The following is a 24,370-nucleotide window of genomic DNA, read 5'->3' on the forward strand; positions in this document are numbered from 1 at the left end:
GCTGCTCATCCCAACGCCTTACGGACATCCGGATCGTCCAGCGTCTGGTCGAGCGTGACGCGTGTGCGCTCGATGATCGCATCGATATCGCCATCGCTGCAGCAGAGCGGCGGCGCGTAGCCGAGAACGCCATGCGCGAAGGCACGGATGATAAGACCGTTGTCCCAGGCCCTGTCGAAGATCCGCCGTGCCGGCATCGCCGAGGCGGGAAGTGATGCCTTCTTCCGCTTGTCGGTCACCAGCTCGATCGCCGCGAGCATGCCGCGGCCACGCACGTCGCCGACGAGCGGATGGTCCCTCAGGCGTTCCAAGCCTGCCATCAGGCGGGCACCGGCCTTGACGCCGTTTTCCAGCAGGCCGCCGTCTTCGTAAAGTTTCAGCACTTCGAGCGCGACGGCGGCACTGACCGGATGGGCGGAATAGGTATAGCCGTGGCCGATCGCCGCGTTACCCGCGCCATCGGCGATGACCTGGTAGACATGGTCGGCCATGAACACGGCGCCCATCGGAACATAGCCCGAGGTCAGGCCCTTCGCGGTCGTCATGAAATCGGGAACGATGTCCTCTTCCGTGCAGGCGAACAGCGGCCCGGTGCGACCGAAGCCGGTGATCACCTCGTCGGCGATGAACAGGATGCCGTATTCCCTGCACAGTTCGCGGATCGCCCTGATCCAGCCCTTCGGCGGCACGATGACGCCGCCGGAGCCCTGCATCGGCTCGGCGTAGAAGGCGGCGACCCGGTCGGGCCCGATCGCCTCGATCTTCGCTTTCAGCGCGGCGAGCGATGCGGCGATGATCGCGTTGCCATCCTCGCCGACCGGATTGCGGTAGGGGTAGGGCGACGGGATCTTATGCTGCCATTCGAAGGGAATGCCGAAGCCGGCGTGAAAGGCGGGTAGCGCAGTCAGGCCCGCGCCGACCACCGACGATCCGTGATAGCCCTGCTCGATCGAAATGAACTGGTCGCGCCGCGGCTCGCCCTTGGCATTCCAGTAGTAGCGGACGAAGCGGATCGTGCTGTCGACCGCGTCCGAGCCGCCGAGCGTGAAATAGACGTGATTGAGGTCGCCCGGCGCGCGCTCGGCCAGTTCCGAAGCGAGCCGGATCGCCGGCTCGGAGCCGAGGTCGAAATAGGCTGTGGCGTAGGGAAGCTCGCGCATTTGCCGCGCCGCCGCCTCGACGATACTGTCATGGCCGTAGCCGGCATTGACGCACCACAGCCCGGCGAAGCCGTCGACAAGCTGCTTGCCGGATGCGTCGGTCACAGTCGCGCCCTTCGCGGATCTCAGCACGCGCACGCCGAGCGCCTCGTGGCCACGATAGGAGGAGACCGGATGGATGAGATGGGCGCGGTCGAGTTCGATCAGCGAATTGGCGAGCATTGTTTTTCTCCGAACTAGCCGAGCGCCTGGTTGGCGAGGGCATAAACTTTTGGCCGTGCCTGTGCCGCGGCCGTCCGAGACGGGCGATCCATGGCCACGCCGCCGCCGACATGGCCGAGGCCAATTTCCGTCAGCCAGTCGGCTATGCCGGTCCGGCGGTCGGTGTCGACGCGCAGGAAGGCGCCTGGGCGCGGGGCGGCAAAGAAGCCGATCAGTGCTTTGGCTTCCTCTGCGCTGTCCGCGATGACCGGGCCGATCACCTCGCCGCGTCCGAACGGGCGGATCGCGGCATAGGCCTCGATCGCTCCGTTTCGGCGGATGAGGGCGAATTGGCCGCGCTCGGCCAGCGCGTCGATCAGGGCTTCGCGGTCGGCGCCATAAGCGTCGCGGTCCAAAGCCTTGATCTCCGGCAGGTCATTCGCGCTCGCCGGTTTCACGCCGTCGGCCGCGCCAAGCGCGGCGACGTTGCCCTGATGCTGCAAGATGGTGCCCGAGGGCGCGAAGCCCAGTTTCTGATAGAGCGGCATGCCGTCGGCGGTTGCGACAAGCCGCAGCGGACGATCCTCGGCCAACGCGAAGGCCTGTTCCATCAGCCGGCGCCCGAGCCCCATGCCTCGCATACTTTTGTCAACGATCACCATATTGATCATGGCGCAATCCATACCGTAGGGCGTTACCAGGATGGTGCCGACAACCCGGCCCTGGTCGTCGAGCGCGACTGCACCGCTCGAAAGCTGCAGCGCCATCTGCCAGTCCTGCGGGCGATGCGGCCAGTTCTCCTGGCGGGACAGCGCCACCGCGCCCTCGATATGGTCTGGCCCGAAAGCCTGGATTGCGATTTCGCCCTGTTGCATGAGGCATCCTTCCGTCTGCCTGCAAGTCTCGGTCATCTGCGCGCGGCGGATCGTCTGAACGTTTTGGTCTTTGCGATATCTTTCGCCTTTGCGCGGGGCGTGCGCCGCATCTTCTGCTGGCAGCGTCCTCGATGGTCGCTTTGCCGTCGCGCAATGGCGCGCTTCTCGACGGGCAAGATGCTACAGCGTGCCAAACCGGACGGCGGATACGGAACTTTCTGCTTTCGGCAGGCACTTTTCGGTCAGGTGCCCCGCCACCTCCCGACCTATGATGAACACATCCCAGCGCGGATATGTTTCCACCGGAGATCGACGGACATGGCTTCTTTCAGACCCAAATACATCACCTTCGACTGCTACGGCACGTTGACGAATTTCCAGATGGCTGAAGCGGCGCGCGACCTCTACGTCAGCCGGCTCGACGAGCCGCGCATGCAGGAGTTCATCAAGAACTTCGCCGCCTATCGGCTGGATGAGATCCTGGGCGACTGGAAGCCCTATGCCGACGTCATCCACAATGCGCTGGAACGCACCTGCAAGCGTAACGGGGTCGCCTTCAGCCCCGATGACGCCAGGCTGGTCTACGAGCGCGTCCCGACCTGGGGGCCACACGCCGATGTGCCGACAGGCCTCGCGAAAGTCGCCAAGGAAATTCCACTGGTGATCCTGTCCAACGCCATGAACGCGCAGATCATGTCCAATGTCGACAAGCTCGGCGCGCCATTCCATGCCGTCTACACGGCCGAGCAGGCACAGGCCTACAAGCCGCGCTTCAAGGCCTTCGAATATATGCTCGACAGGCTGGGCTGCGGCCCTGAGGACATCCTTCACTGTTCGTCTTCGTTCCGCTACGACCTGATGTCGGCGCATGATCTCGGCATCAAAAACAAGGTCTGGGTCAACCGCGGCCACGAACCGGCCAACCCGTATTACGGATATGTCGAGATCGCCGATATCTCCGGTCTTCCGGGCGTGGTCGGGCTTTGAAACGGGCGGATTGTCGATGAAATTCGTCTCCTACTGGCACGACACAGCCCCGATCTTTGCCGGCGGGGAGCACGGCCCGATCGACGGGCACTATGATGCCGCCATTATCGGCGGCGGCTTCACCGGTCTCGCCGCTGCGCGCCAGCTGGCAAAGGCCGGCGCCAGGGTGGTCGTGCTGGAAGCGGAGCGGGTCGGCTGGGGCGCATCCGGGCGCAATGGCGGGCATCTGAACAACGGCCTCGCCCACAGCTATCTGTCGGCCAAGGCGGAACTCGGCAGGGAGCGCGCGATCGCTCTCTACCGGGCGTTGGATGACTCCGTCGACACCATCGAGGCGCTGGTCGCCGAGGAAGGCATCGACTGCAACTTCCGCCGCGCCGGCAAGCTCAAGCTTGCCTCGAAGCCGAAGCATTTCGAGGCAATCGCGCGCAACTTCGAAGCCATCCATGCGGAGGTCGATCCGGATACAGCTCTGCTGTCGGCGACCGATCTCAAATCCGAGATCGGCTCGCCTTTCCATGGTGCGATGCTGTCGAAGAAGAGCGCCATGATCCATATGGGCCGCTATGTGTCGGGCCTCGCGACGGCCGCCGCTCGACACGGCGCCGTCATCCACGAGAACACAAGGGTGACCGACCGCAGGCAGGCCGGCGCCAGGCATGAGCTTACCACCTCGCGAGGCAAGATTAGCGCCGACAATGTGCTGGTGGCGACGGGAGCCTACACGACACCGAATTTCGATTACTTCCGCCGCAGGCTCATCTCGGTCGGCAGCTTCATCATCGCCACGCGACCGTTGAGCGATGTCGAGATCGCCGTGACCATGCCGGGCGACCGTACATGCGTGACTTCGATGAACATAGGCAATTACTTCCGGCTGTCGCCGGACAGGCGCCTGATCTTCGGCGGCCGCGCGCGCTTCTCTGCGACGTCGGACCAGCGCTCGGATGCCAAGAGCGGGCAGATATTGCAGGCAAGCCTCGCGGCGATTTTCCCGCAACTTTCAAAGGTCGAGATCGACTATTGCTGGGGCGGGCTGGTCGACATGACCAAGGACCGCTTCCCGCGCGCCGGCTATCATGACGGCGTCTGGTACGCGATGGGCTATTCCGGCCATGGCGCCCAGCTTTCCACCCATCTTGGCATGATTCTGGCCGATGCCATGCTCGGCCGCGAGGACCGCAATCCGCTGAAGGGACTCGAGTGGCCTTCCATCCCAGGCTACTCGGGCAAGCCGTGGTTCCTGCCGATGGTCGGCCTCTACTACAAAGCGCTCGACCGAATTCAGTGATCCGGGCTGAGTTTAGCTCAGCCCGCCCATGTGGAAACTCTTCATCTCGAGATATTCCTCGATGCCGGCCTGCGCGCCCTCCCGTCCGAGACCGGATTGCTTGACGCCGCCGAAGGGGGCCACCTCCATCGACACCGAGCCGGTGTTGAGCCCGACCATACCGAATTCCAGCGCCTCTCCGACGCGCCAGGCGCGTTTCAGGTTCTCGGTGTAGAAATAGGAGGCGAGTCCGTAAGGCGTGCCGTTGGCGAGCGCGATCGCCTCCTCTTCGGTCTCGAAACGGAAGAGCGGCGCGACGGGGCCGAAGGTTTCCTCGCCGGCAAGTTCCATGTCTTTCGTAGCGCCGGTCAGCACCAGCGGCGCGACATATTGCGGGCCCTTCGGCAGTGCCGGTCTCTCAGTGACGATCGCAGCACCCTTGGCAAGCGCGTCCTCGACATGGCGGTTGATCTTCTCGACCGCCGCCATGTTGATCATCGGCCCGATCGCGACGCCCGTCTGAGTGCCGGGTCCGACCGTCATGGCATTGACGCGGGCGGTGAGCCTGGCGGCGAAGGCATCGTAGACACCGGCCTGGACGAGGATGCGGTTGGCGCATACGCAGGTCTGGCCGCCGTTGCGGAATTTCGAGACGAGCGCGCCCTCGACGGCGAGATCGAGATCGGCGTCGTCGAAGACGATGAAGGGGGCATTGCCGCCGAGCTCGAGACTGAGCCGCTTAACGCTGTCGGCAGCGCCACGCATCAGCAGCGAGCCGACCCGCGTCGAGCCGGTGAAGGAGATCTTGCGCACCGTCTCGTTGGCCATGATCTCGTTGCCGATCTCTGTGGGCATGCCGGTGACGATGTTGATGACGCCGGAGGGGATGCCAGCCCGTTCGGCGAGCACGCCGAGCGCCAGCGCCGAATAGGGCGTGAACTCGGACGGCTTGATCACCACCGTGCAGCCGGCGGCCAACGCCGGCGCGACCTTGCGGGTGATCATCGCATTGGGAAAGTTCCACGGCGTGATGATGCCGCACACGCCGACCGGTTCCTTCAGCACGATGATGCGGCGGTCTTGTGTGGGCGAGGGGATGGTGTGGCCGTTGATACGGCGTGCTTCTTCCGCGAACCATTTGACGAAGGACGCGCCGTAGCGGATCTCGCCCCTGGCCTCGTCCAGCGGCTTGCCCTGTTCGGTGGTTAGGATCAGCGCCAGATCGTCGAGATGCGCAAGCATCAGGCCATGCCATGCCTCCAGCAGGGCGGCGCGTTCGGCATTGGTTTTCTTCCGCCAGTCCCGATAGGCGGAAGCCGCGGCCTCGATCGCCGCGCGTGTTTCAGAGCCGGCCATGTCGGGCACGATGCCAATCGTCGACTGGGTCGCCGGGTCCAGAACATCGACCGTCTTGCCGGAACCGGCAGCAACCCACGTGCCGGCAATCAGGCCGGCTTCGCGAAACAGACTTTTGTCTTTCAGGCTTTTCATAGGAAACGACCTTGCAATCAGGTGAGCGCGGCGACAACGGCGGCCGCAATGGCATCCGTTTTGTCCTTGCCGGCGATGGTTCCGATGCCGCGTGCGGTCGTCGCTTCGACCGCCTTCATGATGCGACGTGCGGCGGCGGTTTCGCCGAGATGCTCGAGCATCATCGCACCCGACCAGATGGTCGCGATCGGATTGGCGATGCCGAGATGGGCGATGTCGGGCGCCGAGCCGTGCACCGGCTCGAACATTGACGGCGCCGAGCGGTCGGGATTGATGTTGGCCGAGGCTGCATAGCCGAGCCCGCCCTGGATCGCCGCGCCGATGTCGGTCAGGATGTCGCCGAAGAGATTGGAGGCGACGACCACGTCGAGGCTGTCCGGCGCCATGATCATGCGCGCGGCGAGCGCGTCGACATGGTAGCTGGTGACTGTGACGTCGGGATACTCCGCCGACAGCTTGCGCGTGATCTCGTCCCAGAACACCATCGAGTGCTTCTGCGCGTTGGACTTGGTGACGGAGGCAAGCTTGCCGCGCCGTGCCCGCGCCTGCTCGAAGCCGAAGCGCAGGATGCGCTCGACGCCGGCGCGGGTGAAGATCGAGGTCTCCACGGCGACCTCGTCCAGCGTGCCTTGATGCACGCGCCCGCCGGCACCCGAATATTCACCTTCAGTGTTCTCGCGGATGCACAGGATATCGAAACTTTCGGCCCGCAGCGGTCCGGTGACGCCCGGCAGCAGGCGATGCGGCCGAATGTTGGCGTATTGCACGAACGCCTTGCGGATCGGCAGCAAAAGACCGTGCAGGGAAACGGTATCCGGCACCTCCGCCGGCCAGCCGACGGCGCCGAGCAGGATGGCGTCGAAGCCGCGCAAAGTCTCGATGCCGTCTTCCGGCATCATCCGGCCGGTATCCTTGTAGAATTTGCAAGACCAGGGAAACTCGGTTCCGGCCAAGGCAAAGCCCGCGTGTTTGGCCGCCGTCTCCAGCACGGACCAGGCAGCGGCGATGACGTCGCGGCCGATGCCGTCACCGGGGATCAGGGCGATCGAATAGGATTTCATCGGCAACTCTTCAGAGGCTGATCAGGACGCTCTTGGTCCTGCGGTTGGCGAGATAGGCCTCGCGACCAAGATCCTTGCCGATCCCGGAGCGCTTGTAGCCGCCGGTCGGCAGGATGTGGTCGCGCGAGCGGCCGTAGCGATTGACCCAGACAGTTCCCGCTTCGAGCTTGCGCGCGAGGCGTATGGTGCGCGAAAGGTCGGTCGTGAACAGGCCGGAAGCCAAGCCGTAGGTCGGATGGCTGGACAGTGCCAGCGCCTCCTCCTCGGTCTCGAAGGTCTGGACGGTCAGGACCGGGCCGAAGATCTCCTCGACGATGGCTGGATTGGCCCGGTCGACATTGGCAATCAGCGTCGGCTCGTAGAAATAGCCGGGACTGTCCATGACGACGCCGCCGGTCAGGCGTTCGCCGCCGGCCTCGATCGCGGCCCGGACGATGCTGTCGACGCGTGCCCGCTGCCGTTCCGAAATGATCGGCGAATACTGCGTCGCCTCGTCCCAGGTCGGGCCGGGCCGCACCGCCTTCATTCGGTCCACGATGGCAGCCGTAAGCCGGTCGGCGATGCGTTGCTCGACGATCAGGCGCGTGCCGGCGACGCAAGCCTGGCCGGCGTTGAAGGTGACGCTGCCGGCGATCGCCGTCGCCGCCTTGTCGAGATCGGCATCGGCAAAGACGAGCTGCGGGCTCTTGCCACCGAGTTCAAGCGTCATCGGCTTGACGCCGGCGCGGGCGACGTTTTCCATGATCGCCGAACCGGCGCGGGTCGAGCCGGTGAAGCTGACCTTGGCGATCTCTGGATGGCCGGTCAGCGCCCCGCCGGTCGTCGGACCGTCGCCCAGCACCACATTGATGAGCCCGGCCGGCAGACCCGCTTTGACAGCGAGCTGCGCCAGATAGACAGCCGAGAACGGTGTCATTTCGGAAGGCTTCAGCACAACGGCGTTGCCCGCGGCCAGCGCCGGACCGAGTTTCCACCCTGCCATCGAGATCGGGAAATTCCAGGGCGTGATCGCGCCGACGACGCCATAGGGCTCACTGATGATCATGCCTAAGGTGGCGTCGTCGGTCGGCACGAGTTCGCTGCCTTCCTTGTCGGCGAATTCGGCAAAGAAGCGGATCTGCTCGGCTGTCACGGCGATGTCGCCGGCGACGAGCTGACCGACGGGGCGCGTCGAGCACAGCGCCTCGATTTTGGCGAGCGTTGCGGCTTCGGCCTCGATCAGGTCGGCCCAGGCCTGCAGTGCCCTGGTGCGCTCGCGCGGCCGGACTCCGCCCCAGTTGCTGGCTTTCAACGCGGCTTGGGCGCTTTCCACCGCGCTATCGACCATGTCGATACCGGCCACGGGGCAGGCGGCATAGGCTTTGCCGTCAGAGGGCCGCCGCATCTCGATCGCGCCCTCGGCGGAAATCAGCTCCCCGCCGATGAAGTGACCAACGGGCAGGGGGATCGTGTCGGGATCGAAGCTCAGGCTCATGGGCAAACCACTCGGCAGTATCGGCTTCAGCTTAGCGCGTACCGGCACGCAGCATGCGCCGTTCGGTGATCCGCCGCCGACGAATGTTGCGTGCCGGACGGCAGCGACGGCAAAATCTTCCGCCTGGGTCAGCGCCGGTGCTGACGCGCGCTAGCCTACAGTCACGTAGATTTTGCGCACCGTCTCGATCGTCTTCCAGACACCGGTGAAGCCCGGCTTCATCACGAAGCTGTCGCCTGCCCGGTAGGTCACCGTCTCGCCGGCATCGGGCGTGATTTCGACCACGCCGGAGAGGATGTGGCAGAACTCAAAGGTCTCGCCCTTGATCGAGCCCGTCTCGCCCGGCGTGGCCTCCCAAACGCCGGTATGCACGAGGTCATCCTTGGCGACGTCCTGCGGCCAGGTCTTGAAGGCGGGGTCGCCGGCAATCAGCCGCTCGGGCAACGCCTTGGATTCGCGCGGTGAAAAGCTCGGGTTGGTGTCGACGGATTTGAGCAGGGACAAAGGATGGCCTTTCGGTTGGAGCTTGACTTCGATGCATGTCGTTCTCCCAGAACCGCTGCACACTTCTGGCGACATGCATTAATAACCTCGCGACCGGTCGACGAGCCCGATCGGGTCGAGACCGGCGCGATGGCGCCTGATGTTGTCGATGACGGCGCGCGCGGCGGTCGCCGGCTGGGTGACGCTGGCGACATGCGGGGTCAGGATGATCTTCGGATGCGACCAGAATGGATGGCCCGCGGGCAGCGGCTCGGGATCGGTGACGTCGATCATCGCCGCCGAAAGCTGGCCGCTGTCGAGCGCGGCGACTAGCGCTTCGTTATCGAGCTGCGGTCCCCGGCCGGTGTGGATCAGTGCTGCGCCTTCAGGCAGTTTCGCAAACAGCCCGGTATTGAGGAACCCGCGCGTCGCCTCGGTCAGTGGCAGCAGGCAGATCAGTATGTCGCTGGCCGCGAGCATCGCTTCCAGTCCGGCCTCGCCATGATGGCAGGCCACGCCCTCGATGTGTCGCGGTGAGCGGCTCCACCCCGCAAGCGGGAAGCCGAAAGCCTTCAAGCGGTCGAGGACGGCCTGGCCGAGCTGCCCAAGGCCCAGCACGCCGACCCTGCGCGACCCGGCCTGAAACTGCGTGATGTCACGCCATTCCCCCGCGCGCTGCTGCGCCAGGTAGGCGGGCAAGTTGCGGTGGAGTGCCAGCACGCCGAGCGTCACGTATTCCTGCATCATGCGCACGATGCCTTCCTCGATCATGCGCACGATCTTCACCGTCGCGGGCACCGCATCGAAGCGGAACTGGTCGACGCCTGCGCCGAGGGAAAACAGGATTTCCAGATTGCGGTAGCGATCGAGGTTTTCCGGCACCGTCCAGGTGATGAGATAGCGCACTGCGTTGGGATCGACCGCCGCGGGATCCATGACGAAGGGGAGGTCCGGCAATTCCTTCGCGAAGGCCTCGGCGAAGATCGCGCCGCGCCGCGCGTCGGAGTTGAACAGGAAGGTCATTCCGGTTGCTCCTTCAGGCCGCGCAACGCGCGCCCAGCGCCTCGATCATCCGCTGGCAGGCAATGAGTTCGCTGGCGAGGATGTACTCGTCCGGTTTATGGGCGCGGGCAATGTCGCCGGGACCGCAGATGATCGCATCGAGCCCCGCGGCCTGGTAGAGCCCGGCCTCGGTGCCGTAGCTGACGGCGGCCAAAGGCGTTTCGCCGGTCAGTTCGCCCAGCAGTGCCGCCAATGGCGCGTCCTGCGGCAGCGAAAGCGCCGGATAGGCGCTGACCGGCGTCCACTCGACAATATAACCCTGCGCGACAAGAGCCCGGGCCTGCCCCTTGATGGGCGCGAGCAAACCGGCCGGGTCGACGCCTTGTATGGCGCGCGCCTCAAGGTCCAGTGTGCAGGTATCGGGGATGATATTGACCGACTGCCCGCCGGCGACCACGCCCGCCTGCAGCGAGGAATAGGCGGGCTCGAAGGCCGGGTCGAGCGGACCGTGTGTCAGCCGCCCCGCTTCGTTCACGGCCGCGCTGAGCACCTCGGCCATGGCATGGATGGCGTTCAGCCCAAGATCGGGCCGCGAGGAATGGCCCGAGCGCCCCTTGACAATCACGCGGGCGGCCGCCTTGCCCTTGTGACCGCGCACGGCGCGCAGGCTGCTCGGTTCGCCGACGATGACGCCGAGCGGCTTGGCGCAAAGTTCGGGAAGCCGGGCGATCAGATGCGGCACGCCGCGGCACCCGATCTCCTCGTCATAGGAAAAGGCCAGATGGACCGGCTTGGCGAGGCTCAGGCCCGCCAACGTGGACACGGCCGCAAGCGCGGCGGCGAGAAACCCCTTCATGTCCGTTGTGCCGCGTCCATACAGCCGGTCGCCCTCCCGACGCAGCGCGAAAGCGGGCGAGCTCCATTGCGGCTCTCCGGCGGGGACGACGTCCATGTGGCCGGACAGGATATAGCCAGGAACATCGGCGGGGCCGATCGTCGCGAAAAGATTGGAACGGTCGCCTTCCGGCCCGGGAAGCAGGGTGACCTTTGCGCCGTGTTCGCCCAGATGGGCCTCGATCCAGCCCGCAATGTCGCCGTTGGACTTGCCGGCGACCGACGGAAAGGCGACGAGACGGTCGAGAATGTCGAAGACGTCCATTCCAGCCCTCAAGGCATTTTCGGGTTTTCGGGTCCGGTCCCGCTGGCCATAACTCCAGAATTGCCGCAGAGCATGGGCGCGTTCTTTCGCGATTGCGTGCCGAAAGCGAAAGTGTTTCAGTTGAATCTTGCGTTGGCGGGCGGCATTCGAGCAAATCGTATCCGTCTGGTTGTTTAGCGTTGGCAGGGCGGGGGCGTTGTGTGTCACCCGTTGGGCAATCTTTCAGAGGCAAGGAATTGAAGCCGTCCGAAAGCTTGAAAATTGATGCCTTCTCGATGCGGATCGCCGACATCGAAGACGTCGAGCTGGAGCGGCTGCATGCGCTGTCCCTGTCCGTGGGATGGCCACACCGAGCCGAGGACTGGCAGTTCCTGCGCGGCTCGGGACAAGGGTTCGTGGCGCTCGACGAGATCGGCCGGGTTCTGGGTTCGGCCATGTGGTTCGGGCATGGCTCTGGTTTCGCGACCGTCGGTATGGTCATTACCTCGCCGCGCCTGCAGACGCTCGGCGCCGGGCAATGGCTGATGAAGCGAGTCTTCGAGAAGGTCGGCGGGCGCGATCTGCGTCTCAACGCGACCCGCGCCGCGCGGCGGCTCTATCTTTCGCTGGACTTCCAGCCTGAGAAGACCGTCTATCAGTGCCAAGGCGTCGTCCGCGTGCCGGTGATGGGCGACCCGGCGGAGGCGCGTCGCGACATCCGGACGCTGGACGCAAGCGATGTTCCCGCGGCGATTGCTCTCGACGCGTCGGCGTTCGGCGTGAGCCGCACGGCGCTGATTGAAAAGCTCTTCGCGCATTCGGTCGGCTACGGGCTTTTCGACGGAAACAAGCTGACCGCTTTCGCGCTCTGCCGGCCGTTCGGGCGGGGCCATGTCGTAGGGCCGGTCGTGGCCGAAAGCGATGCCGACGCGGTCGCGATCCTTCGGCCGCACGTGGCCGACCATTCGGGGTCTTTCCTTCGGGTCGACACCCACATGCACAGTGGCGAGTTCGCCGCCTTTCTATCGCACGCTGGAATGCCGGTCTTCGATACGGTGCTGACCATGTCGCTGGGCAAACGCCTTGCCGATTTTGCCGCTGACGGCTCGGCTATGCCGAGGACCTATGCCCTGGCAAGCCAAACTCTCGGGTAGTTCGGTGTTCCTACTAGGTCGACCAAACAGCCGGCCAACATTCACCATCGCACCGATTGTATCCCGCGCATCTCCAAATCTGGACCGGTCGTAGCCCTGAAACGTTGCGATCTGAACGTCCCGACGCGGACATCTCGCGCCCGAACCCGCCGGTCCTCTTTCAGACCAAACCAGCCGCGCTGATACTCATTGATCCCTTTTTGTGGTATACGAAAGAAACACCGCTTGCATTGAAATCAGCTCTCCTCGTGATCCTTAGGTTCGCCAGACCATACGAGAGAATACGAAGGAGACGGGTTGGCGAACCAGCCGCTAACATATTGATTTCCTGTAGAGAACGATGACCCTCAGCGACTAATATAATCGTTAATCGCCAATAGGTTACGAGGCAGTTCGCCGAAATCGATTCAAGAAGCCGATCCTGCCCCCCGCCCATCCCTTTGGCTTCTGAGGACGGCTGCTTTGCGCCGCATCTCGGCGGTACAGGTAAGATTCGCTATGCCCCGAAAGCAGTCGTTGTATTCGAAGGCGCTCGAGATCGCGCTTACGGAAAAAGCGGTCAGAAAGGCACTGCGCTAACGCCCTTCGCTCGGCTGACCCGCCAGATGACGTTACCAACATCGTCGGCGACGAGAAGTGCGCCGGCCCGATCGACAGCAACGCCGACAGGACGGCCCATCGCCTTGCCATCATGTCCGAGGAAGCCGGTGAGCACATCCTTCGGGGGCCCGCTCGGTCTACCGCCGCGGAACGGCACGTAGATCACCTTATAACCGCTGTGTACGCTTCTATTCCATGAGCCATGCTGGCCAACGAAAGCGCCGTTGCCATAGGCCGTGCCGAGCGACGTGCGGCTGGAGAAGGCCAGTCCTAGAGAGGCGGTATGGGAGCCGAGCGCATAGTCGGGCTTGACCGCCTCCGCCACAAGACCAGGGCGCTGCGGCTTGACGCGTTCGTCGACGTTCTGCCCATAATAGCTATAGGGCCAACCATAGAAAGCACCGTTGCGAACTGAAGTGATGTAATCAGGCACGAGATCATCGCCAATCTCGTCACGCTCGTTTACGGCGACCCAAAGCTCGCCGGTCTCGGGATTCCAGGAGAGCCCGTTCGGGTTGCGCAGCCCGGACGCGAAGACCCGGGTGCTGCGGCTAGACCGATCCACCTCAAGGACGGCGGCGCGGTTCTTCTCCGCGGCGATACCATTTTCTCCAGCGTTGCTGTTGGAGCCAACGGTGACATAGAGTTTGCGTCCGTCCGGACTTGCGATCACGTCCTTAGTCCAATGATGGTTGATGTCTCCGGCCGGCAAGTCGACGATCTTTTCCGGCGGCGCGGTTATTCGGGTCTGGCCATTGGAGTAAGGGAAAGCGACGAGCGCGTCGGTCTCGGCGACATAGAGCTTGCCTTTGGAAAGTGTCATGCCGAAGGGCGAATTGAGGCCTTCCACGAAAATTCTGCGCACATCCGCAACGCCGTCGCCATTGCTGTCGCGCAGGAGCGTGATGCGGTTAGCGCTGATGGTCGCAGCGCCGGCTCGCTTCATGGCCTGGTTCATGAAGAGCTTTCTGAGGCTGAAGCCGTCGTCATGCTTGGCAGGTGCATTGGTTTCGGCCACAAGCACATCTCCGTTGGGGAGCACGTGCAGCCAGCGCGGATGGTCGAGGCCGGTGGCGAACGCCGTCACCCTGAGCCCCTTCGCCGGGGTCGGCATATCACCTTTCTGCCAGCCTGTTGCCTCCGCGACGTTGACGGTCGGAATCAGCGTGGGTGTTGGTTTCGGCAGGGTAGGGTTGGGGCCGTAACCGCTTGTGGGAACCATTTTCTGAGCTGGAACGCCAGCGCAGCTGACTATGAGGGCTCCCAATCCAGCTATGATCAAGTTTTGTGAGAAGCCAGCATGCATCGAACGTTCCTCCGTTCGGTTTCGCCCCGTGCTCTTTGATTAACGCAAGTCAGCGGCTTGGTATTCCAATCACGTCAAACAGCAGCTCGCGATCCGTTGCCCGTTAGCGGCTAGAGGGCCAGGAGTTCGCGACCGCTCTGCTCTCTGCCATAGATACGCCGAGAGAAGATTGCGGCAACGCCGGCGGCCAAAACCCGAGCGAACCAAGATAGGCTGGTTGCATGACGGCTGGCGTGGTTTGCCTGTGGCAAGCATCAAGCGTAGCTCTCGGCCAATGGCTTGAATCGAAAAAAGGTCAATGGAATGAGTACATTCCTCCGGCCGCCAACACCGACGACGCAAATGGCCGCTTCGCGCCTTTATTCGGCCGTTGAGGTGAGGCTCTACTGCCGCCTGAAAGGAGACATTGCCGTCGACCACGCTGGAGGGACACTCGCGACGTAGTGGGAACCTAAGGTAACTTATGCCACACTATAGGTCGAACGCCTCCGCGAAGACGAAAGGAGCGGGCCAACATTTGCAGATCGCCGGGGCCCGACTCAGCGTGAGTAAGTGGTCCCCTTCCCATGATAAGGCAAAGAGATGAGTGCGCGAAGTGGAGATGTGGCCATCCACTTCGCGCTCTGTTTTTCGAGAAGCTCGGGGCGTTCTGCCGGGTCATCAAGTTCGACAAGTGTGGAACGGGCTACCTCAATGCTGTGCCGGGTCATTTCGCCGGGTCGGTCTAAGGGGTCGGTCTAAGGATGAAGCCCCAGGCGATGGACGGTAGAAACGGCGAAAGCCATGAACTCCCTGACTCGTGCGGGCACGAATTTCTGTGCCGGGTAAGCAAAGTAGAGGCCGGTGAACGGCGAGCGCAGATCGGGGAGCACCCGCACCAGATCGAACTGATCGGCGAGATAGCCTGGAAGGAAGCTGATTCCCAGCCCCATCGCCACGAGCGCCCTGACCGTCAGCAGATCGTCGCAGGCGAGTCCGCCCGACAGGTCGATGGTGATCTTCCGATCACCTACCAGCATCGGCAGCGGTCGCGCCCATGGCTTATTGATTGCGATGAGATCGTGATGTTCGAGTTGGTCCAGCGAGGCAGGCGTGCCCCGGCGGTCGAGGTAGGACTGGCAGGCAAACAGTCCCGATGGGCCTGTCACGAACGCTCGCGAAATCAAGCTTGAATCGCGCAGGGGGCCAACCCGCACGGCGAGGTCGATGCCCTCAGCAACAAGATCGGCAACGCGGTCTATGACGATGAGATCAATTGCAACCGCCCGATAAGTCTTTCGGAACGCCGCAATGACAGGCGGTAGAAGGGTCTGTGCGATGTCCACTGACGCGGTCAGCCGGAGCTGTCCACCCATCCCCGCCGTCTCAGCGCGAAGCTCTTCTTCGACGGTATCGATTTCGTGCAGTGCGGCACGACACCGTTCAAAATAGGTCTGACCCTCAAGAGTAGCTCGCAGCTTTCTGGTCGTGCGGTGGATCAACGTGAACCCGAGCCGTCGCTCCAGGGCAGCAACCTTAGCACTCACCGTCGTTGCAGGCATACGAAGACGCCGCGCCGCGCCGGCAAAGGTCCCCGCCTCGACGACATTGATGAAGACGCTTATCTCGTCGATGCGCATTCCACGATTATGCAGAAAACGGGATTGTCATTCCAGTCATTTCGCATTTTCCGGGCAATGCGTTTGCGCGATGATGTCGCTTGGGAAATTCGCTGTAGGAGTGGACATCATGAACAGCCAACCGATCAATGAAGCCGTCAGTGTCGTTGAGGATTACAGCATCGACCCGCGCGTTCGCGTCGGCCACGTCCATCTCAAGGTCGCCGACATCGAGCGCTCCCTAGCCTTCTATTGGGGTGTCCTGGGTTTCGGCCTTAACATTTCGCAGGGCGACGACGCCGCCTTTCTTTCGGCGGGCGATTATCACCATCATGTGGCGCTCAATACCTGGGAAAGCCGTGGCGGAGCCGCGCCCCCTGCGGGCACGACGGGCCTACACCATGTTGCTTTTCTCTATCCGACACGGGCTGCGCTGGCGGCTGCGCTGCGCCGCCTGCGAGCGGCGGGAGTGGCGCTGACCGGCGCGAACGACCATGGTGGCTCGGAGGCCGTATATGTGCGCGATCCTGACGGCAACGGGGTAGAATTGTATTGGGACCGCCCGGAAGCGGAATGGCCACGAAACCCGGACGGCACGCTGAGGCTGGTCAGCAAGCCGCTCGACGTCGACAATCTGGCCTGCGAGGGGGCATCCGACCGCTGAGGGCGATCGCCATCTTAGCGAGCTTGCATCTTCGCATCGATCCGTATTCGTAGCGGCGGGAGAGAAGATGCCTTGTCAGGCTCTATGTGGCGCGTTCAGCTCGATAGTTAATATGGTGAGCCAAGTCATCCAACCGACGGATGGAAGCACCTAAGGCCGGTGCTATATTGAGCGTAAGGGCGGCAACTCGGTTTTGCTTGAGGTTAATTAACGCCTTCACCAGAAATGCCGGGCGAGAGCGTGACCGTCTTGCCCGTTGGGTATCACGCCCCGTGGCAGACGTGGGCCGACGGCGTAACTCACATCGAAGGACGCATACTCCTTTTTCCAACGGCGCCGCAGGAATGGCTTTTGATGGAGTAAGCGAGATGGCGCCGACCGTCGAGACGCATCCGGCGCTGCCTATAGCAGAGCCGCCCCGGTTCGCGGCGTCGGTCGCGCCCGGGGCGCACCGCTACATCGATTTTGCACCTTCACGCTGCTTGACTGCAAATTCCTCCTCAGGAGAGTAGACAAGAGTATTCCGGCCATAAGCTGCGAAGTAAATGATCGCCAGCCCATACCAGACGGCCACGCCGATGATGCCCTGCCTGTAAAGTGGATCAGTCAACTGGAAGCCGATCGTGATCAAGGCGATGATGACCGTGAGAGATGCACCGGGAACGCCGAAGGGGCTCCTGTAGGGCCGTTCAATGTTGGGGAAACGATTGCGCAATTGCAGAAAGGTCAGGCCCTGAAGGAGATATGAGAACATCGCCCCGAACACGGCCATGTTCAGAAGCGTCCCTCCGATGTAGGTACCGGCCGCTTCGCCGCCTTGGGCGAACCAGATCACCAGCATCACCACGAAACCGACCAGAGATCCCGCGATGAGCGCAACATTGGGGGTCTTATGCTCCCCGTGGGTCACCGAAAGGAAATGCGGGAAATAGCCAGCGCGGCTAAGCGAGTAGATTTGCCGCCCGTAGGCAAAGATAATCGCATGGAAGCTCGCAACCAGTCCGGCGACGGCGAAAAGCGCAAGGACTTTGGCCCAGCTCGCGCCATAAATGGCCCTGAAGCCGTCGAGAATGGGCTCGCCCGACGTTCCGTAGGCAAATGCCCCGTTGGGCAGCGCCGGATTGATGATCAGGATCAGAAAGCCAGTTGCCAGCAGCGTGAACATGCCAAGCATGATGCCTTTGGGCATGTCGCGCCGGGGATCAACTGACTCCTCAGCGGCCAGCGGCAGTTGCTCGATGGCCAGGAACAGCCAGACCGCGAATGGCATCGCGGCGAAGATACCCCTGAGACCGAAGGGTAGGAACGGCCCTTCGCCCTCTGGCAGCGCCGCGGCCGCCCCATCCGGTCCGATTCCGATATTCATGGCATTCTTGGCAAAGTCGAACTGTCCAGATGCCAAAGCGCTCACGAAAAAGAATACCAGGATCGCGAGAGCGATGAGGGTGACGATGACCGTCACCGAAAACGAAAGCGCGACGCCGCGCACGTTCAGCCCGACGAAGACGAGATAGCCCACAAGCCACCAGATGGGTTGCCACGCGTCTGGCGTCCCGGTTATCGCCGTCATGTAGGTGCCGATGAAATAGACAACGACTGCGGGCGTCAGCACGTATTCGATGTTCTCGGCAATGCCGGTGATGAAACCGCCCCATGGACCGAACGCGGTCCGCGCGAACGAATAGGCGCCGCCCGTGTGCGGCAGCGCCGAGCTCATCTCGGCGATGGAATAGGTCAAGCCGAGATACATAATGGCGATGAGTACCGTTCCGACGAACATGCCGCCCCAGCCGCCAACGGCAAAGCCGAGATTCCAGCCCGAAAAGTCCCCGGAGATCACAGCTCCGACGCCGAGTGCCCACAAGGAGAAGACACTCGCATGGCGCTTCAGTTCACGCTTCTCAAAATATTCCGAACCGGGAATGTGATAGGAAACACCCCCTTCATGCTTCTTCGGTTCTCCTGCCATCGATTTGCCCCTTCAGCCATAGACCTATTGGTCCAAATAGAAGATGATCTGTCGCTTAACAACTGCTGTAACTGCCAGACTTGCCTCGGCAAATTCTCGCTGAATTTGCCTCAAAAACTTGTGTTCAGTCAGGATAATTCGCTCTAATTATGCGTCCTCTTTTCGCAGACCGGATTCTCCAACCTGTAGATCAAGCCTGGTTCGACGATCCATTCACCTTGGGCAAGGGACTCGATGTCATAACGCCCGTCAGAAAGGCGTGGGGCGAGACCCACATAGTGATATCGATCGCCGGAGGTGTCTGTGACCGTCTCGAAGATCGGCCGATCTGCGAAGTAGCCGATAACGGCACTCTCGCCACAGATTTGTTCAACGGCGGGTGCGAGGACCCGGAGCGTGTAGTATTCGATAGGGATGCTTCGTACGCCGAATCGCACCACCTTGTTCCCCGAAAAGGAACGTTGGCCACAGTATGCTCCCGAGATTTCAATAAATCCATCGAATTGAATGGTCCGCACACAGCTGAGACCGTGTCCGCATCGCCTGACCTTCACTGCCGAAGACCTATGGCAGATATTGGACGAACACGCTCCGGTATCAGGAAATCGCGGAAGCTTGTTTCCAAAGCCTCGCTGTTATGTTTGTCCGATGGCGTGTGCTGCGTGCGCCCGGGCTCGCCCCGACTACGGAGAACGTGACAATCCGTTTTCCATAGGAGCTCAGCAATGCCCCGGTCCAAATCAATCCCTCGCGAATTCCTCGACGGTGAGACGGCCGGCGGCATCATCCTGATGGTGGCCGCGGCTCTGGCGCTGATAGTCGCCAACTCGCCTTTGGCCGAAACTTATTTCGCCGTGCTTCACGCCTATCTCGGGCCGCTCAGCGTTTCGCATTGGATCAATGACGGGCTGATGGCGGTGTTCTTCCTGCTGGTCGGGCTCGAGATCAAGCGCGAGATGCTGGACGGGCAGCTCTCGACCTGGCCGCGCCGGGTGCTGCCCGGCATCGCCGCCGCCGGCGGCATGGTGGTGCCGGCGCTGGTTTATGTCCTGATCAATCGCGGCAATCCGGCCGCGCTTTCCGGCTGGGCGATCCCGACCGCTACCGACATCGCCTTCGCGCTCGGTCTGCTGTCGCTGCTCGGCAGCCGCGTGCCGGCCTCGCTGAAAGTCTTCCTCACCGCACTGGCCATCATCGAGATCTCGGCGCCGTCATCATCATCGCGCTGTTCTACACCAGCGGCCTGTCGCTCGCTTATCTGGCCGCCGCCTTCGCCGTCATCGCCTTGCTGGTGGTGCTCAACCGCACGCGGGCGATGAAGCTCTGGCCGTATCTGCTGCTCGGCGTCGTCTTGTGGGTGCTGGTGCTGAAATCGGGCGTGCATGCCACGCTGGCCGGCGTTGCGCTGGCGCTCACCATCCCGCTGGAGCGGTCTCCCGGCATCAGCCACGATACCGGACACTCGCCGCTGCATCGCCTTGAGCACGGCCTGCACAAGCTCGTCCCCTTTCTCATCATCCCGATCTTCGGCTTCGCCAATGCCGGCGTCTCGCTCGGGGGCTTAAGCTTTGCCGCCCTGGTCGAGCCACTGACGCTGGGCGTCGCCGCCGGCCTGGTTCTCGGCAAGCTGGTCGGCGTTTTCGGCTCCTCGGCGCTCGCCATCCGCTTCGGCCTTGCCGACCTGCCGGTCAATGCCGGCTGGATGCATATGCTGGGTATTTCGCTGCTCTGCGGCATCGGCTTCACAATGAGCCTGTTCATCGGCCTGCTCGCTTTCGCCAGCGACCCGGCGCTCCAGGACGCGGTGAAGGTCGGCATCCTCGCGGGCTCGCTAGTTGTCGCGCTGCTGGGCGCCGCCGTGCTGTCGTCGATTGCTTCGGAAAAAGCTCGCTCGTCTTCGCCGGCCACACGTTGATGACTTAGCCCCAAATCACTCAGTGCCTTCACTAGCCGATCATTGCTGCGATTAGCCACGGTGCGGCCATCGAGGTTCCCTATCCAAAATTCGACATCCGAGGCATCTGAAATGTCATCACCTTAATCGTTGACCTCGCTCTTGGGGCAGATTTTGTTCTCGATTGCGCGGGCAATCATCTGTGTTAAGAGACGCCGCGGAGCTGGATCAAAGGTCTGCCGCGGCACGAGAAAGCAATGACACTTGAACTCAAGATGCTCGCCCTCAGCATCGTGCTGGGACTGCTGCAAATCGTACTTGCCTCCCACGCTTCAAGCCTGCAACGCGGTTATGTCTGGACGGCGAGCTCTCGAACCGAGCCTGTGCCCGCGTTGACCGGAGTAGCAGGTCGCCTGGCGAGGGCGCTGCAGAATTTCGTCGAAACGTTTCCGCTGTTTGTTGCAGCCGTCCTGATAGCCCATGTTGCGGGCACGCACGGCTGGATGACCGAATGGGGTGTGCAGCTCTATTTTTGGGGTCGGGTCATATATGTCGCATTCTACGCGTGGGGGATTTTCTTGTTGCGCTCCCTTGTATGGAACGTCGCGACGTTCGGTATCGTCTTGATCCTTTTGTCGCTGGGATGGCCTTAATCTACCCTGCCTTTTCAGCCTTTGGCCCGGCTGCTTTGGCATCTCCCGATGGTTGGCAGCCGGGCAGGCGCTAACGTCCATTGAATTGTCCTTTTGGCCGCAGATGTTACTTCCAGCCAGAATGACCAGCTCCCGAAAATCGTGCTCTTCATCGTATTAACAGGGATCGTTGCGATTATCCTGGCCACCTGGCTGTTCGAACCGCCGAATTGGGGCCACTTCTGATCACCTTGATCTGAACTTTAGGCCTCGCTATCACTGCGATGCGATAGGCATTCTGAGGCTTGTGGCCGAGCCCCATCCGGTCACGTTCGGCGTTATAGAAAAATCGAATGGTCCCACGCACGCGGCCATCCAAACTGAGCCTCTCGAAATTTGCTGTCTGCGGATGCCACCGCATTGCACGAAGAGGCCAACGGTCAGGCCGTCGAAATAGAGTGGCGTCGATTTCGGATAAACCTGCCGGTGACAACGCTGCTTGCCTTTCCCGGTGTCGCGATCGCCGCTGCCACTGTAGCCGCCAGCATGCATCTGCTGCTTGGTTGGAGCTGGATCGGCGCGGGCCTGTTCGGTGTGCTGATCGCAGCCACTGACCCGGTGTCGGTCCTGGCTGCCTTCAAGGAGATGAAAGTGCAACCTCGTCTGGGACTTCTCGTCGAATCCGAAAGTCTACTCAATGATGGCGCAGCTGCCGTCGGCTTCGCGATCCTGTTCGCGATCGCGGCAGGCGACAGCGCTACGCCTCTTGCAATAGGCTGTTCGTTTGCGTGGACGGTTGCGGGCGGCGTTGCCGTGGGTGCAGCCGTGGCAGGTGTGCTCGACGAACCGAAGATCACCTGGTGGAAATCACGCTAACAACGATTGCCGCTTACGGCTCATTCCTGATCGCGGAGAAGTTCGGCATGTCGGGCGTTCTCGCAACGCTCACCGCCGGTTTGCTGGTCGGAAACGTTGGCTGGCAGGGGGCAATATCGGCCAATGCACGGAGCCATGTACTCGCGTTTTGGGGATATGCGGCCTTCCTTGCCAACTCCATCGTGTTCATTCTGATCGGCGGCACCATGAAGCGCACCAGCCGCTCGGACTCTTTGCTGGAATATCGGCGATTGCCGTGGTGCTCGTGCTGCTCGGCAGGGTGCTGGCGATTTATCCGCTTTGCGTCCTGCTCAACGGGACTTCCTTGAAGGTCGACCTCAAATATCAGCACATACTGGTCTGGGGAGGTCTGCGAGGCTCGCTGGCACTGGCATTGGCTCTTGCCCTACCTCAGACCATCGCCGAGCGCGGCGTGATCATCGTCACGGCGTTTGCCGTAGTCGCATTCTCGGTATTCATTCAAGGTCTGACGATGCCGTGGCTGATCCGACGGATGGGCCTGATCGCCGGGCAAGCCCACCAATTTGGCACGAAATCAGCTCGGCAGAATCGGTAGGAGCCGTTTGGTGCCACGCGGCGATGGATTTGCTTCGTGTCGCTGCTGCAGCAGTTCTGATGGACCACCACGTTCCGGCCATGCACAATGGATGGTCTGCGGTTAGACTTGATGCTTTCAGCAATCCGGCCAAAGCCCCAGTCTAACAGCAAAGCCTTCATTCTATCTTGCCATCCACCATTTGGATCCGGCGGTCCATGCGCCCTGCCATCTCCAGGTCATGCGTCACCGCAACGACCGTTTTCCCGCGCTCGCGCACCAAATTCTCCAAGATCGCGAAGACCTGTTCCGAACTCTTCGAATCGAGACTTCCGGTAGGCTCGTCCGCCAGGATCAGGGGCGGATCATTGGCAAGCGAACGGGCCACGGCCACACGCTGGCGCTGACCTCCCGAGAGCTGGTCCGGCCGTTTGTCGAGATGCTCGCCAAGCCCCAGCGATGCAAGCAATTCGCCGGACCGCTCATGCATGGCTGACCGCGCAAGCCGGCCGAGCTTGCGCATCGGTATCTCGACATTCTCGCGCGCCGTGAATTCTGGCAGTAGAAAGTGGAACTGGAACACGAAGCCAAGCGTCGACAGCCGCGTTGCCGCGCGTTCCCGCTCGTCCATCGGATCGGTATCACGCCCGCCGATGGTGAGCCTTCCGCCAGTCGGACGGTCAAGCAGTCCGAGCAGATAAAGCAGTGATGATTTGCCCGAGCCCGACGGCCCGGTGATGGCGACGAACTCCCTCTCCTCGATCGACACCGTGACGTCCTTCACCAGGGTGACGGGAATGGTCTCCGGCAGCACGCGCGTAAGACTCTCGGTCTTGATGAGAATGCTCATGACGCGCCCCTGATAATATCGACCGGGTTCTGCTGCGCCGCGCGGCGCGCCGGCAAATACCCGGCCACCGCGGCCGAGCCGATCGCGAAGGCAGACGCGATGACGTAGTGCAGCACGCTCCAGGCGATCGGCAGATGCGTCATCTCCTGCCCGGTCGCGGCGATCTCGAACCGCACCAGGGAGAGGCCGTACACCATGGAGAAGCCAAGCAGCCAGCCGAGCGCGGAGCCGGCGCTGCCGATCGCCACGCCTTCGAGCAAGAAAAGCCGGCGCATGTCGGTCGCCGGGAACCCGAGCGACTTCATGATGGCGATGTCGCGCGCCTTCTCATGCGTGATGGTGGAAATGATGTTGTAGATGCCGAAGCCGGCGACGAGCATGATCGCTCCGACGACGGTGTACATGATGATGTTGCGGATGACGAGGGCCTGGAGAATGGATTCGTTTGCCTCCTGCCAGGCCACCGCCTTGTAGCCTAGCTCGGCCTCGGCGCGATGCGCTACCGCCGGAGCGCGGTTCGGATCGTTTAGCTTGATGCGGATCTCGTTGATGGAGTTCGGTCGCTCCGAAAGAATCTGCGCGTTCTTCAACAGCACATACCCCTCGCCTTCGTCGCGGGCGGTGGTGCCAGTGTGAAAAAGGCCGACGATCTTGAAGTTACGCGTCAGCCCCTCAGAGGAGACCGTTATTGTCTCGCCAAACTCCGCGCCGAGGCGGCTCGCCATCGTATCGCCGATGAGCAGGTTGTTGCCGCCCGCCGCGAGGGCGTTGAAGCTGCCCTTAACGAAATCCTCCATGATCGGCGACACGCCCGGCTCGCGTCCGGGGTCGATGCCGATGATGGTCGCGCCAACCTCGCGGCTGGAATAGCGGATCACGCCCTGCGTCTTGAGACTCACTGCGAACCGTCCAGGGATCCAACTCGCCAGCCATGCGGTCGCGGCTGTCGGATTGATGATACCGCGGCGGTCATCGCGCGGACGAAGCCCCGAAATGGCCACCGCGTTGAAGACGTCTTCGGCGGGCTGGCGGCGAGCCGTGCGCTGATCATCGGTGATGTCGACATGGGGCATTGTGTCGACGAGTTGCCGAACGAAATCATCCTGTCCGCCCTGCATCAGCGCTGCCA

The 24,370-nt window shown here is 62.4% G+C and carries 20 protein-coding genes and 2 pseudogenes; 9 read left to right on the top strand and 13 right to left on the bottom strand.

Annotated features, from left to right (window positions below; all coding sequences use genetic code 11):
* Window positions 1-5: 5 nt before the first annotated feature.
* Both EOA28_RS02015 and EOA28_RS02020 read right to left on the bottom strand, forming a co-directional pair.
* The gene (locus EOA28_RS02015) at window positions 6-1,382 is read right to left on the bottom strand and encodes an aspartate aminotransferase family protein (protein WP_128314515.1); all 1,377 of its coding nucleotides are present in this window, start codon (window positions 1,380-1,382) and stop codon (window positions 6-8) included.
* A gap of 14 nt (window positions 1,383-1,396) precedes the next feature.
* The gene (locus EOA28_RS02020; RefSeq protein WP_128314516.1) at window positions 1,397-2,236 is read right to left on the bottom strand and encodes a GNAT family N-acetyltransferase; all 840 of its coding nucleotides are present in this window, start codon (window positions 2,234-2,236) and stop codon (window positions 1,397-1,399) included.
* 318 nt (window positions 2,237-2,554) lie between these two features.
* Between EOA28_RS02020 and EOA28_RS02025 the strand changes: the two genes are divergently transcribed.
* Complete coding sequence (locus tag EOA28_RS02025; protein WP_128314517.1) at window positions 2,555-3,223, top strand: haloacid dehalogenase type II; 669 nt, start codon at window positions 2,555-2,557, stop codon at window positions 3,221-3,223.
* A gap of 16 nt (window positions 3,224-3,239) precedes the next feature.
* Window positions 3,240-4,514 (top strand): FAD-binding oxidoreductase, encoded by a 1,275-nt coding sequence (locus EOA28_RS02030; RefSeq protein ID WP_128314518.1) that lies wholly within the window; start codon window positions 3,240-3,242, stop codon window positions 4,512-4,514.
* Between the two features lie 12 nt (window positions 4,515-4,526).
* Here the strand turns inward: EOA28_RS02030 and EOA28_RS02035 are convergent, their stop codons facing one another.
* The 6 genes from EOA28_RS02035 to argE form a co-directional block, all read right to left on the bottom strand.
* On the bottom strand, window positions 4,527-5,984 hold the full coding sequence (locus tag EOA28_RS02035) for an NAD-dependent succinate-semialdehyde dehydrogenase (RefSeq protein ID WP_128314519.1): 1,458 nt from the start codon (window positions 5,982-5,984) through the stop codon (window positions 4,527-4,529).
* Window positions 5,985-6,001: 17 nt separating this feature from the next.
* The gene (locus tag EOA28_RS02040; protein ID WP_128314520.1) at window positions 6,002-7,045 is read right to left on the bottom strand and encodes a tartrate dehydrogenase; all 1,044 of its coding nucleotides are present in this window, start codon (window positions 7,043-7,045) and stop codon (window positions 6,002-6,004) included.
* A 10-nt stretch (window positions 7,046-7,055) separates the two neighbouring features.
* Complete coding sequence (locus EOA28_RS02045; RefSeq protein WP_128314521.1) at window positions 7,056-8,519, bottom strand: aldehyde dehydrogenase family protein; 1,464 nt, start codon at window positions 8,517-8,519, stop codon at window positions 7,056-7,058.
* Between the two features lie 150 nt (window positions 8,520-8,669).
* The gene (locus tag EOA28_RS02050; protein WP_128314522.1) at window positions 8,670-9,023 is read right to left on the bottom strand and encodes a cupin domain-containing protein; all 354 of its coding nucleotides are present in this window, start codon (window positions 9,021-9,023) and stop codon (window positions 8,670-8,672) included.
* Window positions 9,024-9,101: 78 nt separating this feature from the next.
* Window positions 9,102-10,025 (bottom strand): glyoxylate/hydroxypyruvate reductase A, encoded by a 924-nt coding sequence (locus EOA28_RS02055; RefSeq protein ID WP_128314523.1) that lies wholly within the window; start codon window positions 10,023-10,025, stop codon window positions 9,102-9,104.
* 13 nt (window positions 10,026-10,038) lie between these two features.
* On the bottom strand, window positions 10,039-11,163 hold the full coding sequence (gene argE, locus EOA28_RS02060) for an acetylornithine deacetylase (protein ID WP_128314528.1): 1,125 nt from the start codon (window positions 11,161-11,163) through the stop codon (window positions 10,039-10,041).
* 275 nt (window positions 11,164-11,438) lie between these two features.
* Between argE and EOA28_RS02065 the strand changes: the two genes are divergently transcribed.
* Window positions 11,439-12,296, top strand: a complete 858-nt coding sequence (locus tag EOA28_RS02065) for a GNAT family N-acetyltransferase (RefSeq protein WP_128314529.1) — start codon at window positions 11,439-11,441, stop codon at window positions 12,294-12,296.
* A 559-nt stretch (window positions 12,297-12,855) separates the two neighbouring features.
* Here the strand turns inward: EOA28_RS02065 and EOA28_RS02070 are convergent.
* Window positions 12,856-14,202, bottom strand: a complete 1,347-nt coding sequence (locus EOA28_RS02070) for a sorbosone dehydrogenase family protein (RefSeq protein WP_128314524.1) — start codon at window positions 14,200-14,202, stop codon at window positions 12,856-12,858.
* Between the two features lie 221 nt (window positions 14,203-14,423).
* Between EOA28_RS02070 and EOA28_RS38610 the strand changes: the two genes are divergently transcribed.
* Window positions 14,424-14,576: a hypothetical protein gene (locus EOA28_RS38610; RefSeq protein WP_189341897.1), complete on the top strand. Its 153-nt coding sequence runs from the start codon at window positions 14,424-14,426 to the stop codon at window positions 14,574-14,576.
* A gap of 363 nt (window positions 14,577-14,939) precedes the next feature.
* On the opposite strand, the gene EOA28_RS02075 is transcribed toward EOA28_RS38610, so the two are convergent.
* Window positions 14,940-15,821, bottom strand: a complete 882-nt coding sequence (locus EOA28_RS02075) for a LysR family transcriptional regulator (RefSeq protein ID WP_128314525.1) — start codon at window positions 15,819-15,821, stop codon at window positions 14,940-14,942.
* Window positions 15,822-15,930: 109 nt separating this feature from the next.
* Here EOA28_RS02075 and EOA28_RS02080 point away from each other — a divergent pair, with 109 nt between their 5' ends.
* Window positions 15,931-16,464 carry a VOC family protein gene (locus tag EOA28_RS02080; RefSeq protein WP_128314530.1) on the top strand — a complete coding sequence of 178 codons (534 nt, stop codon included), beginning with the start codon at window positions 15,931-15,933 and terminating at the stop codon, window positions 16,462-16,464.
* Between the two features lie 454 nt (window positions 16,465-16,918).
* Here EOA28_RS02080 and EOA28_RS02085 read toward each other — a convergent pair whose 3' ends face one another.
* On the bottom strand, window positions 16,919-18,433 hold the full coding sequence (locus EOA28_RS02085) for an amino acid permease (RefSeq protein ID WP_126080971.1): 1,515 nt from the start codon (window positions 18,431-18,433) through the stop codon (window positions 16,919-16,921).
* 725 nt (window positions 18,434-19,158) lie between these two features.
* Between EOA28_RS02085 and nhaA the strand changes: the two are divergent.
* From nhaA to EOA28_RS40825, 4 genes and pseudogenes are all read left to right on the top strand, one after another.
* Window positions 19,159-20,348: pseudogene (gene nhaA / locus EOA28_RS02095) on the top strand (Na+/H+ antiporter NhaA).
* A gap of 236 nt (window positions 20,349-20,584) precedes the next feature.
* Window positions 20,585-20,980: an MAPEG family protein gene (locus EOA28_RS02100; protein WP_128314526.1), complete on the top strand. Its 396-nt coding sequence runs from the start codon at window positions 20,585-20,587 to the stop codon at window positions 20,978-20,980.
* A 465-nt stretch (window positions 20,981-21,445) separates the two neighbouring features.
* Window positions 21,446-22,164 (top strand): annotated as a pseudogene (locus EOA28_RS39925) (cation:proton antiporter).
* Window positions 22,116-22,412: a cation:proton antiporter gene (locus tag EOA28_RS40825; RefSeq protein ID WP_281060884.1), complete on the top strand. Its 297-nt coding sequence runs from the start codon at window positions 22,116-22,118 to the stop codon at window positions 22,410-22,412. The pseudogene EOA28_RS39925 and the gene EOA28_RS40825 overlap by 49 nt, the downstream one beginning before the upstream one ends.
* Before the next feature lie 157 nt (window positions 22,413-22,569).
* Here the strand turns inward: EOA28_RS40825 and EOA28_RS02110 are convergent, their stop codons facing one another.
* A complete protein-coding gene (locus EOA28_RS02110; protein WP_128314527.1) occupies window positions 22,570-23,241 on the bottom strand; it encodes an ABC transporter ATP-binding protein in 672 nt (223 codons plus the stop codon).
* Window positions 23,238-24,370 (bottom strand): ABC transporter permease (locus tag EOA28_RS02115; RefSeq protein ID WP_148670651.1); only part of this gene is annotated, 1,133 nt, incomplete at its 5' end. The genes EOA28_RS02115 and EOA28_RS02110, both read right to left, overlap by 4 nt.

It is taken from the genome of Mesorhizobium sp. M2A.F.Ca.ET.067.02.1.1, assembly GCF_004023285.1.
GTDB lineage: Bacteria > Pseudomonadota > Alphaproteobacteria > Rhizobiales > Rhizobiaceae > Mesorhizobium.

Excerpts from the sequence above, each read along its gene's own strand:
- EOA28_RS02015 (WP_128314515.1), bottom strand. The coding sequence starts at position 1,382 with ATGCTCGCCAATTCGCTGATCGAACTCGACCGCGCCCATCTCATCCAT.
- EOA28_RS02020 (WP_128314516.1), bottom strand. The coding sequence starts at position 2,236 with ATGCAACAGGGCGAAATCGCAATCCAGGCTTTCGGGCCAGACCATATC.
- EOA28_RS02025 (WP_128314517.1), top strand. The coding sequence starts at position 2,555 with ATGGCTTCTTTCAGACCCAAATACATCACCTTCGACTGCTACGGCACG.
- EOA28_RS02030 (WP_128314518.1), top strand. The coding sequence starts at position 3,240 with ATGAAATTCGTCTCCTACTGGCACGACACAGCCCCGATCTTTGCCGGC.
- EOA28_RS02035 (WP_128314519.1), bottom strand. The coding sequence starts at position 5,984 with ATGAAAAGCCTGAAAGACAAAAGTCTGTTTCGCGAAGCCGGCCTGATT.
- EOA28_RS02040 (WP_128314520.1), bottom strand. The coding sequence starts at position 7,045 with ATGAAATCCTATTCGATCGCCCTGATCCCCGGTGACGGCATCGGCCGC.
- EOA28_RS02045 (WP_128314521.1), bottom strand. The coding sequence starts at position 8,519 with ATGAGCCTGAGCTTCGATCCCGACACGATCCCCCTGCCCGTTGGTCAC.
- EOA28_RS02055 (WP_128314523.1), bottom strand. The coding sequence starts at position 10,025 with ATGACCTTCCTGTTCAACTCCGACGCGCGGCGCGGCGCGATCTTCGCC.
- argE (WP_128314528.1), bottom strand. The coding sequence starts at position 11,163 with ATGGACGTCTTCGACATTCTCGACCGTCTCGTCGCCTTTCCGTCGGTC.
- EOA28_RS02065 (WP_128314529.1), top strand. The coding sequence starts at position 11,439 with ATGCGGATCGCCGACATCGAAGACGTCGAGCTGGAGCGGCTGCATGCG.
- EOA28_RS02070 (WP_128314524.1), bottom strand. The coding sequence starts at position 14,202 with ATGCATGCTGGCTTCTCACAAAACTTGATCATAGCTGGATTGGGAGCC.
- EOA28_RS38610 (WP_189341897.1), top strand. The coding sequence starts at position 14,424 with ATGACGGCTGGCGTGGTTTGCCTGTGGCAAGCATCAAGCGTAGCTCTC.
- EOA28_RS02075 (WP_128314525.1), bottom strand. The coding sequence starts at position 15,821 with ATGCGCATCGACGAGATAAGCGTCTTCATCAATGTCGTCGAGGCGGGG.
- EOA28_RS02080 (WP_128314530.1), top strand. The coding sequence starts at position 15,931 with ATGAACAGCCAACCGATCAATGAAGCCGTCAGTGTCGTTGAGGATTAC.
- EOA28_RS02085 (WP_126080971.1), bottom strand. The coding sequence starts at position 18,433 with ATGGCAGGAGAACCGAAGAAGCATGAAGGGGGTGTTTCCTATCACATT.
- EOA28_RS02100 (WP_128314526.1), top strand. The coding sequence starts at position 20,585 with ATGACACTTGAACTCAAGATGCTCGCCCTCAGCATCGTGCTGGGACTG.
- EOA28_RS02110 (WP_128314527.1), bottom strand. The coding sequence starts at position 23,241 with ATGAGCATTCTCATCAAGACCGAGAGTCTTACGCGCGTGCTGCCGGAG.